This window comes from SAR324 cluster bacterium (genome assembly GCA_015232315.1).
Classification (GTDB): Bacteria; SAR324; SAR324; order SAR324; family NAC60-12; genus JADFZZ01.
Map to the genome: position 1 here is coordinate 273,817 of JADFZZ010000002.1, position 13,602 is coordinate 287,418.

The window sequence follows — 13,602 nt, forward strand, 5'->3', positions numbered from 1 at the left end:
TGAAGCTTAAAAATGGAGTGGATATATGCTGGCTCGTCAAGCAAACCCGTTATTAACGGAAGCTGAGTATCTGGAACAGGAAGAACACTCGGAGATCCGTCATGAATACCATCAGGGGGAACTCTATATGATGGCAGGCGGTAGTGCCAATCATGCACGGATTGCGGCTAATTTTTTGATGGAATTCCTGATTTTTTTAAAAGATCGTCCTTGTGGCGCACTTGGCTCAGACATGCGGGTCAAGATTGAAATTCCTCCCAAACGCCCCTTGAAATCAGCATCCGCACATTATGTGTATCCTGATTTTTCAGTCACCTGTGATCCCGCGGATTTGGGAAATGCCAATGCTTTGACCGGGCCAAAAGTGATTGGCGAGGTGCTGTCCCCTTCCACTGCGGCTTATGACCAGACTCATAAATTTGAATTGTACAAACAGTTGCCTTCCCTGGAGGACTATCTGCTGGTCAGCCAAACTCAAAAACTGGTGCAGGTGTTCCACCGTCTTCCTTCAAAAATCAACACATGGGAAGTCACGTACTTTTATGAACAGGATGTCCTGCGGATTCCTTCGCTTGATTTCACCTGTCCTGTAGAGCGGATTTATCATAAAGTCGTTTTTGAGCAGGGCATTGAAATGGTTGGATTTCCATCTGAATCATAAAAAATTAGGGATCTTTGGTGTATTCCGTTTTCGATGCTTCAAAACGGAAAAAAGGTTTTGATTATCAGGGCTGTGACACCACCGAGCATGATACCGGTCATCCATTTGAGGAGATGGATTTCAGCAGAGAGCCTCAGTTCCAGTTCCTTGAGGTCATGTTGGAGTTCGATCTTGGTGGTTTCGATCTTGGCGTCGAGTTCCTTTTTGGTGGTTTCGATCTTGGCGTCGAGTTCCTTTTTGGTGGTTTCGATCTTGGCATCAAGTTCCTTGATGTCCCGTTGGAGTTCTATTTTGGTGGTTTCAATCTTGGCATCAAGTTCCTTTTTGGTGGTTTCGATCTTGGCGTCGAGTTCCCTGATGTCACGTTGGAGTTCTGTTTTGGCAAGATCCAGATCCGGTTTGGTGACCGCGTCATGCATCAGGATTGTTTTGAGGGTATCAGCCTGGACTTCGGCCTGTTCTTGGGAAACGCCGACTGCCATGAGGCTCTTGATATAATGGTGAGTGTCGAATGCCAGCATATTGTGATTTGAAGTTGGAGTTGTGAATTCATGGACGATATGCGTATCTGTAACGGTTTTACCGCGAAACGACAAGGCTTTGTTTCATTCTCCGGGAGTTAAAAATGAATTGAAAGGTGCCTTATTTTGCCGGATTTCATTTAACCATTTCTGAAAGCTATTTTGAAAAACAGGGTCATTGGTATAGTCTCCCATTAATTCGGGTAGTGTCCCAATTTGACTTACTCCGCTTATTGAAATGGTTGGATTTTCATCCGAATCATGAAAAGTTATTGACGCAAACCATAGAGGAAAGTTCCAAGAAACATTCCAATGACAGTAAACAGGCCCGCAAGTGTCCCGAAACCGATCTGAGCGATAGCCGGACCGGGGCATGCACCAGTCAACGCCCAACCCAACCCCGCGATTAAGCCACCAATCAAATGATTTTTATTATAGGAGGGAACGGAATAATCAATGGGTTGTTGTTCAATGATTGATTTTGTGCCCAGACGCTTCAACGTCTGAGTCAAAAAGAAAGATGTTCCCACCGCAACCATCAGCAAACCATACATATGGAAACTTCGGAAAAGAAACATTTCCCGAACGACATTGTAGTTCGCAACCCCGGCATTCACCAAAACAAAACCAAATAATATACCAAATCCCAAAAAAAGATAACGGATCATAAGGCTCCTGCGAGATAATTGATAAGGAACGTGGCGGGTATGCCTGATGCCATAAACGCAATCGAGACGATCACACTGGCAAACGCGCCTTTTGAGATTCCGGCAATTGAATTTCCGGAAGTGCATCCATCGGCCAGTCTTGCTCCATAACCCCAGAAGGCACCGCCAATAATGAGTACCACAGCTTTAATCAATAGACTGTTTCCATAAATCTGGTCAAACATTCCATAGTCAAATGAAGGATTCCATCCATCACTTGTGATCGCGGCCAAAAAACCACCAATCACAATCCCGAATATAAAAAAGGTTCTGAAGCCGAAAACACCATCGAGATCTTTCTGATGAAACACCGGTTTTTTACTGATAAGCCCGCACAGGCTCACAAAGCCCTTGGTGATCGCTAAAAATTTACCAGTAAGGATGGTTATCAGGAACGCAACTGACGCAATTCCCAGACCTCCAACCCAAAATTCCCAATGTTGTTCAATCATACGCCCTCCAAGAGTTAAAGATGATTTACAGGTTTATTGAAGTGATGTTTATGGTCTGTACCAAATAAACTTTTTGAAAACAAGGGAACCCTCCAAAATTCCTGAAAAATTCCACAATGATTAATTTCTGAAAAACAAGGTTCTAAACCGTTGAATCCGCTTGTCGGTACTTCCTTAAAAAACCGTCCTTGAACACCCGGTATTCTCCTTTGAGAATCGCTTCTCGCGCATGCTTGACCAGCGACAGATAAAAATACAGATTGTGGTAGGTGTTTAGCCGCATCGAGAGGATTTCGCCGGAAAGATAAAGATGCCGCAAATAAGCCCGGGAATAATTCCGGCAGGTGTAACACCCGCATTCCGGGTCAAGGGGCGCTGGATCTTCACGGTATTGAGCCTGTTTGATGCTGATTTGTCCGTGGGATGTGAACATGGATCCATTGCGGGCATTGCGGGTGGGCATGACGCAATCAAACATATCAATGCCGGAATCAATGGCTTCCAGCAAATCCTCAGGTTCTCCCACTCCCATCAGATAGCGTGGATGGTCTGACGGCAGAAGTGGTGCCACTTCCCGGACCACATGATAAAGTTCTTCTTTACTTTCGCCAACACTCAAACCGCCCAGTGCATAGCCGTCAAAACCGATGTCCGTCAGGGCATCTATGCTTCTGCGTCGTAATTCCAGCGACAGTCCGCCCTGAACGATACCGAACAGGGCATTGTCTGAAGTTCTCGCCGCTTTACAGCGTTTTGCCCAGCGGGTGGTCAGGTCAATGGATTCCTCAATTTTTTTAAGCGGAGCGGGCAGGCTGAGGCATTCATCCAGGCACATCATGATGTCCGAACCCAGATTTTCCTGAATCTGAATGGAAACTTCCGGACTCAAAAAAATCGTGTTGCCGTCAATATGGCTTTGAAACGTGACACCGGCTTCTTCCATTTTTTTAAGTTTTGCCAGCGAAAAAACCTGAAATCCGCCACTGTCTGTCAAAATGGGAGAGGACCAGTTCATGAACTGGTGCAGTCTGCCCAATTGATGAATCAGTGCGTCGCCGGGTCGCAGATGCAGATGGTAGGTATTACCCAGAATGATTTCAGCACCAATGTCCCTGAGTTCTTCCGGGGTCATGGCTTTGACGGTTCCCAAGGTGCCTACCGGCATGAAAATGGGAGTATGGATGATTCCTCTGGAAGTCTTGATGGTTCCGGCTCTGGCGTTGCCATTCTGTGTCTGGAGTGTGAATTCGATCATGATTGTTAATCCATGCTGAGTGTCATCAGTTTTAGGAACATTCGAAAAATAAAACAGATAAATTCTCCGAACAATATTTCCTGTCGGGCACACGTAGAGACGCGCTATAGCACGTCTCTACAGACCAGAACAGGAGAGACTGGATTGGAAAATGTTTACAACTTATTTTTTTGCCGTTCCTTAGCGAGTGTGTTGGGTTCTGAATGATTTTTTGGAAGAATGGCGTTTGCCTTCGCTTTTGTGTCCGGTGCCTTTGGGTTGATACAGCGGGACCAGATGCTTTTTGCTGTTGCCGATCAAATCTTCACGGTCCATTTCCTTCAACGCTTCACGCAGAAGGGGCCAGTTGTTGGCATCATGATAACGCAGAAAGGCCTTGTGCAGACGGCGCTGGCGCAAACCTTGGGGAATGTAAACATCTTCGCTGTCACGTTTGACTCCCTTGAGTGGATTTTTGCCGCTGTGATACATGGCGGTGGCCAGTGACATGGGCGAAGGCAGGAACGCCTGAACCTGATCTGCCCGAAAGCCATGTTCCTTCAGCCAAAGGGACAGACGCAGCATGTCTTCATCGGTGGTGCCGGGATGCGCTGCGATGAAATACGGAATCAAATATTGTTCTTTGCCCGCCAGTTGTGAATATTTATCAAACAGTTCCTTAAACCGGTCAAACGTCCCAATGCCGGGTTTCATCATTTTGCTCAACGGTCCTGATTCGGTGTGTTCCGGCGCGATCTTGAGATAGCCGCCTACATGATGCGTGACCAGTTCCTTGATATATTCAGGCGATTCCACCGCCAGATCATAGCGCACCCCTGACCCGATGGTGATTTTTTTAATGCCTTCCACCTGTCGTGCCTTGCGGTACAGATCAATCAGCGGAGCATGGTTCGTGTTGAGGTTGGAACAAATTTGGGGATACACACAGGAAAGCCGGCGGCAGGAGGCTTCGATTTCCTTACTTTTGCAATGGAGACGATACATGTTGGCTGTCGGACCGCCCAGATCAGAAATCATTCCGGTAAATCCCGGCACATTGTCCCGGATGTTTTCCAGTTCTCTCAACACCGATTCCTGGGAACGATTTTGAATAACCCGGCCTTCATGCTCGGTGATGGAACAGAAAGAACATCCGCCAAAACACCCACGGGTGATGATCACGGAAAACCGGATCATTTCATAGGCTGGAATTTTTTGATCCAGATACACGGGATGGGGTTGACGGGTGTAGGGCAGTTCAAATACCCGGTCCATCTCTGGTGTGGTCAATGGAATTGGCGGAGGATTGATCCAGATTTCCCTGTTTCCATGTTGTTGCACCAGGACTCTGGCATTTCCCGGATTTGATTCCAGATGCAACTGACGGGAAGTGTGGGCATAAAGCACCTTGTCCTGCACCACCTGTTCATATGACGGCAACCGTACAAAAGTTTTTTCACGTGCAATCCCTCTCACAATCTGCCTGGCCGACCATGTCGGATCAATCGGTAAGGACCTTCCTGATGAATTATTTACGGTTTTTGGTTCAGCGGGTTCTATCCGGCTCACGTCCACTTCGGCCCAGTCTTCTGGAATTTCAGCCAGATTCAGTGCTGTTCCCCGGATATCCCTGATGTTTTGTAAGGGTTCGCCCGCCGCCAGTCGGTGTGCAATTGCGGTGATGGCACGTTCGGCGTTGCCAAAAAGCAAAATATCGGCTTTGGAATCCATCAGAATGGAACGGCGGATTTTTTGTGACCAGTAATCAAAATGGGCAATCCGGCGCAAGCTGGCTTCGATCCCGCCAATCACAATGGGTACTTCCGGGTAGGCCTCCCGGCATCGCTGGGAATAAACAATCACGGCACGGTCCGGACGTTTTCCACCAAGACCTCCCGGCGTGTAAGCGTCATCGGAACGGATTTTCCTGTCTGAGGTGTAGCGATTCACCATGGAATCCATGTTACCGGCTGTTACACCAAAAAACAGATTGGGTGGTCCCAGTTTCAAAAAATCATCGGTATTCTGCCAATCCGGTTGAGAAATAATACCGACACGAAAGCCCTGCGCTTCCAGCAGTCTGCCGATGATCGCCATGCCGAAACTAGGATGGTCCACATAGGCATCTCCTGTGACCAGAATGATGTCGCAACAATCCCAGCCCAGAACGTCCATTTCATCACGGGACATGGGAAGCACAGGTGCAATGCCAAAACGGGAGGCCCAGAAAGGCCGGTAAGAAAAAATTGAAGGGGTTTCCATAAAATCCATAGACAGGTTTATCGGCTTTCCGACCAGGAAAGGGAGGCCATATTATTTTAATAAGGCCTCAAAGATTCCCTAATTTCCCCCAATCCACAAGATTGAATCATGAGGTCAGAGGCGATAATTCCATAAACTGTTTCACTGGGATTTTATCTTTCAAAAATTTGTGACATGAATCATCTTGAGGGGCGTTGAAACCGATAACCTTTGAATAATCCAACAAGTGATGCGTGCTATGAATGAATTGAATCCTTCTGCCAGAATATTGCTCGGGCCTGGTCCCAGCAATATTCATCCTCGTGTGTATCGTGCGTTATCCACCCCGGTTGTGGGCCATCTGGACCCTGATTTTCTGAAAATAATGGATGAAATTCAGGAAATGCTCAGGATGGTTTTTCAGACAAAAAACCGATTCACCATTGCGGTTTCAGGTACCGGCAGTGCGGGGATGGAAGCCTCCATTGTCAATGTGGTCGAACCGGGAGATCAGGTGATTGTCGGTTTGAACGGTGTGTTTGGCAATCGTCTGGCTGATGTGGTTTCACGTTGCGGCGGCGAAGTGATTCCGTTGACAGCCGATTGGGGACAGCCGATTGAACCTCATCGGGTCGAGGACGCGTTGAAAAAACATAACGGGGTTAAGGCTGTGGTACTGGTTCATGCAGAAACTTCCACAGGAATTCTTCAGCCACTGGAAGAGATTGGCGTCATGTGCCGCAACCATTCCGCACTGTTCATTGTGGATACAGTCACTTCTCTGGGCGGTGTTCCGGTAAAGGTGGATGAATGGGGAATTGATGTGTGTTACAGCGGAACCCAGAAATGTTTGAGCTGTCCTCCGGGATTGTCCCCGATGACCTTCAGTGACAAGGCGATGCATGTGATCAAATCCAGAAAAAATAAGGTTCAAAGCTGGTATCTGGACATGAACCTCATTGAAAGTTACTGGTCAGAAAGCAACCGGGTTTATCATCACACGGCTCCGGTGAGCATGAACTACGCCTTGAGAGAAGCACTGCGAATTATTCTGGAAGAAGGTCTGGATCAACGATTTCAACGCCACCTGGAAAACAGCCATTACCTGATTGATCATTTGAGAGAATCAGGATTGATGCCAGCCGTCGATGCGGCTTATCGACTGCCGCCTTTGAATGCCATCCGTGTTCCTGAAAATGTGGATGAAATGGCCATCCGAAAAAAACTCCTGCTACAATATGGCATCGAAATTGGAGCGGGGTTGGGGGAGTTGAAAGGAAAAATCTGGAGAATCGGTTTGATGGGAGAATCCTCCAATAAAGCCAATATTGTTTATCTGCTCCATGCTTTGCGGGAAATCCTTAAACATTGACAGGCAATATTGCGATATATCATCCTTTTTTTAAGCTTATTCATGGCACAGGGTTCTACCAGCGAGGCTTTTGAGTCTCATCGTCTGCTCCTGTTCGAGAGCCAGGTTTTTTCAGAACAGAGCGGGTGGCCTGTCGCTCGAATGCGGGGTGCTCCGGAAGACGATTTTTCCGCATCCGGAACAGATTCCCGGATTGCGGAAAACTCATCTGAAGAACTTTCAGGACCACTTTTGTGGTTTGTGGTTTGCGCGTTAGTGACTCCGTGGATTGTGGCGGTGTACTCATTGCGAAAGTTCTGGAAACTTTGGAAGTCCCATAAAAAATAGAAAAAAGTTGAGTGTGAATTATGGAAGAACAATATCCCTGGATGACAGCACAACCCAGAAGTTTCTGGAGAAACAAGGAACATTGTCGCCAGTACCTTTCATGGTTGGGGGAACAGCTTGGATTTGTCAGTAGCGAGGAATTTTATCATTTGAGCCGCGACGTGGTGAACAGCAATTTTGGCGAAGAATTGTTGCCTCAATTTCAGGATTCTGTAGCAAAGCTGGTCATGGATATTTTTAATGATCAACCATGGATGCCCTGGAAATTTGATGAGCAACCTGTTCATTTGTGGCACCAATCCCGTTATTGCAGAGACTATCTGGAATGGCTGGGAAAAGAATTGGGATATACCGACTATGAAGACTGGTACAACATTCAGCCTGAAGATTTTTTGGACAATCATGGGCAAGAATTATGGGCTCAAAACAAGGAAAATCCTTATAAAATTTTGAAGGAGGCTTTTCCGCACTTTGACTGGAATCCCTGGCTGTTTGAGCATTTGCCGTTGGCTTTTCTGGATTCGGAACAACAACTGAGATCATGGCTGAAATGGATGATCGATGGCCTGTGTCCTGAGGGCTCCGATGATTTATATGCGGTGACTCCAGACGATTTAGCCAAAGCTGACACAAGACACTGGCTGATTTCAAAACCAGAAATCACGCTGGAAGCCATTGCCAAATTGCTTTTCCCGGAACATAACTGGCTTTCCTGGAAGTTTCAGGATTGCCCTGAGGCGTTCTGGGCTGATCATGAAAATTGTCAGCGATATCTGGAATGGCTGGCTTCCGTTTATCAGATCCATGCTGCGGAGGAATGGTATCAAATCGGAAGGGTTGAGATCACTGAGCATGACGGCACAGGATTGCTACGGCGTTATCACAATTCTGCACCCTTGGCGATCATGAGTGTGCTGGCTTCATTCCCCTGGGAACCCTCTCGATTCAAGGATCATTGCCACCGTCACCAGCGATTACGTGAAACACTGACAGAATTATTTGGCAATGAACATTGTCAGGAACACTATCAGCCTGAAAAGGGAATTTCAGCTATACAATATTTTTTACCCAGCCTTGGAATTGCCCTTGAGTTGTTGACGGAAGACTACGTTTATCCTGTTTTAGCCTTAGGCGGAAAACCAACATTAGCCGCCAGAAAACAGGAGCAAAAGCAGAAAAAATCATTTTTGAAACAAACTGGAAAAATCTTTGTTGAGATTCCACCAGATGTGATTCCTGATGCGGTCACACTCAAACAACGGCTGTCATCTTTTCACAAACAGATTGTTTTTCGTGAGCATCAATCCATTGCGCAATATCAGCTTCCATTTAATATCTCAGAACCTTCCTGATTTTTCGACCTGCACAGGTGGAAAAATGAGTGCTTGTCATTCCGGTTTATATGACGTAGTTAGTGTTCAAACATCTGTTATTGAAACAAAAAATATAATTGATTCTTGATTGGTAATCATTATGACTGCTATTAAAACACAAATCGTTCGTATTGGTAATTCACAGGGAATCCGACTTTCAAAAGCAATTATGAAACAATGTCACTTATCCAGAGAAGTTCTACTGGAACCACACGATGACGCCTTAGTGATCAAACCTGTAAAAACGACAAGAAAAGACTGGAATAAACAATTTCAGGAAATGGCATTAAATCATGAAGATACCATGCTTGAACCATCAGTCTCCACCCAATGGGATCAGGAGGAGTGGGTATGGTAATTAAACGTTTTGATGTGTTTCTGGTTCAGCTTGATCCCACTCAAGGTACAGAAATTCAAAAAACTCGTCCATGTCTGGTTATCTCTCCTGACGAAATGAATCCGCATATCGCGACTGTTATCATTGCCCCCATGACAACCAAAGGTCGTCCATATCCATCGCGGGTTCCAGTTTCTTTTCAGGATAAGCAAGGGCAAATTGTACTTGATCAAATACGAACTGTAGATAAGACACGTCTTCTTAAAAAACTGGGGCACATTGATAAAATCTCAGCTCAACAGGTTTTGAGCATATTACACGAGATGTTTGCCCCCTGATTCTTATTGAAGTTCCAGTTACTGCCCAGGATATTGAAATTTGATTCCACTCAAGCATTTTATGAAGGAGCAATACATGCGTTTTATAAGGAATATCAGAAATCTGTGTTTTTGGTTGATGGTGTCTGTCCTCAGCCTGATGTCCTGTTCAACAACCATACGTCCCAAAGGACCAGAAGAAATCGCTCTGAAAGTTTATACGCGGATTCCTGATACACCAGTTTATGCCTCCTTGAAAAATCCCAGGATCAAGATGGGACTTCCTGCCAGAAAAGAACTGTTAATCTGTGCGACTTGTCTTGGGGATAATCCTGCGGGTAATCGGGTGAAAGCTTTCTGGTTTGATGAAAAAGAACAGAATCCCGCCGATAAACATAAGTTTCTGGGATGGGTTGAACAGGAAAATTTAACAACAACACCGGAAAAAAACTATACGCACAATGCGTTTGCCTTGCGTGGAAATATGCCGGTTTATGCCAACTTTGAAGGTCCGGCGATCAAACAGAGTCTTCCCTTCATGTATCCGTTGTGGACCTGTCAGGCCTGTGCCAGTGCTCAATATGACAAACCGAGAGTGGTGGTTTTCCGTTATGATGGCAATGAAACAGAGCCTGTCAAACAGTTTATTCCGGTGGGGTGGGCAGAACGTAAGGATTTGCTGTTGCGCCGTTCGGTTATCAAAAATGAAGCACATAAGGATTTGACGGTCGTTCTGAGTAATAATCCTGTGCATTACGATCCCAATGAAAAACTGGACAGGGTTCCGGTGCGATTTTCGCCGGAAGTAGACGCCCGTGTGGAAGATGAATTGAAAATATTTGATTTCTACATGGTATTTGCTCAAACAAAGGATTTTTATCTGATTGGACGACACCGGGGCATCGCCCAGCCTTTGTTTGCCCGGGATAACATCATCGGCTGGATTCCCAAACGACGGGCCATTGTCTGGGAAACCCGGGAGGCGGTGCAGTTCATTGAGGACAATAGGAAGGAACGTGAACCTGCCAAAATCTACATGACCAGTCAGGGCCTGCTGGAGCAAAACCCGTGGGATGTGGTGGCCTATGAAGACGTGACGGTGCCTGTGGAGCATGACAGTCTGCGCTGGTTGGTGATTGATAAGAACGAAGTGGATGGCTATTATGAAATCTATTACCTGTCAGGCGGACAAATCAAGGATACCTACTTGTTTGAAGATTGGCTACGTCTGCTGATTCGTGACAATCTGGAAGCACAGGGACTTAATGATCCGATTGAGTTGGCGCAAATGGTCAGTGATCGCCTGTTGCCCATGCTGGATCATCGCTTTGAACTTTTCCGGCGAGGATTTGTTGCGGCAAAACAGAACAATATTCCACAAGTCGAAGAAGTCGTTCTGGTCGAACGGGAGCAGATTGTGAACATGATTTCCAACTACGAAAAAATCATGAATGTTTTCAGCAAAGCATCCAAAAACCGGGTTACAGAGTGTGAGGATACGTTGAAGAGCATTTTGAGAGAAACGTTGCCGGATGCAGATGATGAAGCGGTTGAGGCTCTTATGGCAGAGGGTCTGGATGTGGAATCCATCAATCGTGAAATGACAGGGATCAATTTCAGAGGTGCCAATGGCTTGCTGGTGTTATCATGCGACCAATGGCCCTTGATGGATCCGGTTGATCTTGAATCGGACAACAACCGGATTCGGTTGAGCCAGGATAAGCTGGTGAAAATATTGACCAATCAGGAAAGTCTTCGCTCAGGCGAAATGCGACCGCATCCGCAATATCCCCAACGGGAGTTGTTTCAAATCGTGGAAAATACAATGGAACTCGAAGATCCCATCACTGGTGATTACGTAGAAGTCGATTATCACCCCAGACAATTCTGGTGGAAACGGGACAATGTCTCCTATGGCTGGATCCCGTTTCATGTGTTTCCCTGAAAATCAGGTTCGCATCAACCAGTCTTTTTTCAATGCGGCAATCCGGTCACGCAATTGGGCGGCAAACTCAAATTCGAGAGCCGCCGCGGCTTTCTGCATTTCCTGCTCCATGTTTTTGATGTCTTTTTCTATCTCTTTCCGGTTCCGGTAACCGCCTTCAGATTCCGCCACCATTTCTTCAGGTTCCACAGGTGCCAGCGAAGGCCCGATCTGTTTGTAAATGGTTTTGGGGGTGATCTGGTGCTGGAGATTGAACGCCATTTGCCTTTCCCGTCGTTTCTGGGTGACTTCGATGGCGATTTTCATGGAATCCGTCATTTTGTCCGCATACATGAGTACCATGCCATTCACATTTCTTGAGGCACGTCCGCAGGTCTGAATCAAGGATCGGGATGATCGCAAAAATCCTTCCTTGTCCGCGTCAAAAATTCCCACCAGAGAAACTTCCGGTAAATCAAGCCCTTCACGCAAGAGATTGATGCCAATCAGCACATCAAAATCACCTTTACGCAAGTCATGCAGGATTTGTGATCGTTCCACCACGTCAATGTCTGAGTGCATGTAGCGAACCCGCACACCAAGTTCTTCATAATATTCGGTCAGGTCTTCCGCCATTTTTTTGGTCAGTGTAGTGATCAGCACCCGCTCCTTGCGTTCTACCCGCAGTCGAATTTCATGCAGCATGTCATCCACCTGTCCCATGACAGGGCGTACCTCAATCACAGGGTCCAGCAGACCTGTGGGGCGAATAACCTGTTCCACTACATAGCCTTTGGATTTGCGGACTTCATCATCGCCGGGCGTCGCTGAAACATAAATCATCCGGTGTTTGATTTTTTCAAATTCCTCAAATTTGAGAGGCCGGTTATCCAGGGCGGAAGGCAGGCGAAAACCATAATCCACCAAGGCGGATTTTCTGGAGTAATCTCCTGCGGCCATCCCTCGAACCTGAGGGAGCGTGACATGACTTTCATCAACAAATATGAGGGAGTCTTCAGGCAAATAATCAATCAGGGTGATGGGGCAACTTCCGGGTGCTCTGCGTTGCATGATGCGGCTGTAGTTTTCAATGCCATTGCAAAATCCTGTTTCTTCAATCATCTCAAGATCATATTCGGTCCGTTGTTTGAGCCGATGGTATTCAATCAGTTTGCCCTGCTGTTGGAATAGCGCCAGTTGTTCTGCCAGTTCCTGCCGGATCATTTCCATGGTTTGCGGCAGATAATCGGCAGGCATCACATAATGCGAGGACGGAAAAATCGAAACTTTCGCCAGGTTTTCAAGTTTTTTTCCTGTCAACGGTTCGACTTTGCTGAGTGCTTCAATTTCATCACCAAACAATTCAATACGAATCGCGAATTCCGCTTCGGCCAGAAACACTTCAACCACATCGCCCCGAACCCTGACGGTGCCCCGGTGGAAATCAAAATCATTGCGCTCATACTGCATGGCGATCAACTGTTCGAGGATGCGTGTCCGACTGAGAGATTTTCCAGCTTCCAGCGTCAGGCTCATACTGCTGTAATCTTCAGGCGATCCAAGGCCATAGATGCAGGACACACTGCTGACAATGACCACATCCTGCCGTTCAAACAGGGATCTGGTGGCAGACAGGCGCAAACGGTCCAGTTCATCGTTTACGGCAGTGTCTTTTTCGATGTAAAGATCTCTTGCCGCGACATAGGCTTCAGGCTGGTAGTAATCGTAGTAACTCACAAAATATTCCACAGCGTTTTCCGGAAAAAACGCCTTGAACTCATTGTAGAGCTGGGCGGCCAGGGTTTTGTTGTGTGCCATGACCAGTGCCGGACGATTCCATTTCTGAATCAGATTGGCCATGGTGAAGGTTTTCCCTGACCCGGTGATCCCCAGCAAAACCTGATGTTTCTTATTATCCCGAATGCCTTGATACAGTTTCTCAATGGCTTCCGGCTGATCTCCCTGTGGAGTAAATTCAGCCTGAATTTTGAAGTTTCCCATGGTGTTACCTGATATTGTGTGATGTTTGTCATATTTTCGGCCACAAATTGTCGGGGCGAACCTGTGTGTTCGCTCTGATCCAATGTCATCAACTTAAGCATTATGAATGGTGCTGAGTATTAATTCCCCCTTGGT

The 13,602-nt window shown here is 46.6% G+C and carries 13 protein-coding genes; 7 read left to right on the top strand and 6 right to left on the bottom strand.

Annotation, left to right across the window (positions count from 1 at the left end; all coding sequences use genetic code 11):
• Positions 1-25: 25 nt before the first annotated feature.
• Complete coding sequence (locus tag HQM11_02670) at positions 26-661, top strand: Uma2 family endonuclease (protein ID MBF0349902.1); 636 nt, start codon at positions 26-28, stop codon at positions 659-661.
• Between the two features lie 38 nt (positions 662-699).
• On the opposite strand, the gene HQM11_02675 is transcribed toward HQM11_02670, so the two are convergent.
• The 5 genes from HQM11_02675 to HQM11_02695 form a co-directional block, all read right to left on the bottom strand.
• The gene (locus tag HQM11_02675; GenBank protein MBF0349903.1) at positions 700-1,143 is read right to left on the bottom strand and encodes a hypothetical protein; all 444 of its coding nucleotides are present in this window, start codon (positions 1,141-1,143) and stop codon (positions 700-702) included.
• A 308-nt stretch (positions 1,144-1,451) separates the two neighbouring features.
• Positions 1,452-1,850 (bottom strand): YeeE/YedE family protein, encoded by a 399-nt coding sequence (locus HQM11_02680; GenBank protein ID MBF0349904.1) that lies wholly within the window; start codon positions 1,848-1,850, stop codon positions 1,452-1,454.
• Positions 1,847-2,341: a YeeE/YedE family protein gene (locus HQM11_02685; GenBank protein ID MBF0349905.1), complete on the bottom strand. Its 495-nt coding sequence runs from the start codon at positions 2,339-2,341 to the stop codon at positions 1,847-1,849. Before HQM11_02685 ends, HQM11_02680 begins: the two co-directional genes overlap by 4 nt.
• A 142-nt stretch (positions 2,342-2,483) precedes the next feature.
• A complete protein-coding gene (tgt, locus tag HQM11_02690; protein MBF0349906.1) occupies positions 2,484-3,596 on the bottom strand; it encodes a tRNA guanosine(34) transglycosylase Tgt in 1,113 nt (370 codons plus the stop codon).
• Between the two features lie 180 nt (positions 3,597-3,776).
• The gene (locus HQM11_02695) at positions 3,777-5,837 is read right to left on the bottom strand and encodes a YgiQ family radical SAM protein (GenBank protein MBF0349907.1); all 2,061 of its coding nucleotides are present in this window, start codon (positions 5,835-5,837) and stop codon (positions 3,777-3,779) included.
• A 238-nt stretch (positions 5,838-6,075) separates the two neighbouring features.
• Between HQM11_02695 and HQM11_02700 the strand changes: the two genes are divergently transcribed.
• The 6 genes from HQM11_02700 to HQM11_02725 all read left to right on the top strand — a co-directional run bounded on the left by HQM11_02700 (position 6,076) and on the right by HQM11_02725 (position 11,487).
• On the top strand, positions 6,076-7,188 hold the full coding sequence (locus tag HQM11_02700) for an alanine--glyoxylate aminotransferase family protein (GenBank protein MBF0349908.1): 1,113 nt from the start codon (positions 6,076-6,078) through the stop codon (positions 7,186-7,188).
• Positions 7,189-7,230: 42 nt separating this feature from the next.
• Positions 7,231-7,515 (top strand): hypothetical protein, encoded by a 285-nt coding sequence (locus tag HQM11_02705; GenBank protein MBF0349909.1) that lies wholly within the window; start codon positions 7,231-7,233, stop codon positions 7,513-7,515.
• A gap of 20 nt (positions 7,516-7,535) precedes the next feature.
• Positions 7,536-8,867, top strand: coding sequence for a hypothetical protein (locus tag HQM11_02710; protein MBF0349910.1), 1,332 nt, complete (start codon positions 7,536-7,538; stop codon positions 8,865-8,867).
• 121 nt (positions 8,868-8,988) lie between these two features.
• Complete coding sequence (locus HQM11_02715) at positions 8,989-9,246, top strand: AbrB/MazE/SpoVT family DNA-binding domain-containing protein (protein MBF0349911.1); 258 nt, start codon at positions 8,989-8,991, stop codon at positions 9,244-9,246.
• On the top strand, positions 9,240-9,563 hold the full coding sequence (locus tag HQM11_02720; protein MBF0349912.1) for a type II toxin-antitoxin system PemK/MazF family toxin: 324 nt from the start codon (positions 9,240-9,242) through the stop codon (positions 9,561-9,563). The genes HQM11_02715 and HQM11_02720 overlap by 7 nt, the downstream gene beginning before the upstream one ends.
• 76 nt (positions 9,564-9,639) lie before the next feature.
• Positions 9,640-11,487, top strand: coding sequence for a hypothetical protein (locus tag HQM11_02725; GenBank protein ID MBF0349913.1), 1,848 nt, complete (start codon positions 9,640-9,642; stop codon positions 11,485-11,487).
• Between the two features lie 3 nt (positions 11,488-11,490).
• Here the strand turns inward: HQM11_02725 and uvrB are convergent, their stop codons facing one another.
• Complete coding sequence (gene uvrB / locus HQM11_02730; protein MBF0349914.1) at positions 11,491-13,467, bottom strand: excinuclease ABC subunit UvrB; 1,977 nt, start codon at positions 13,465-13,467, stop codon at positions 11,491-11,493.
• Positions 13,468-13,602: the final 135 nt, after the last annotated feature.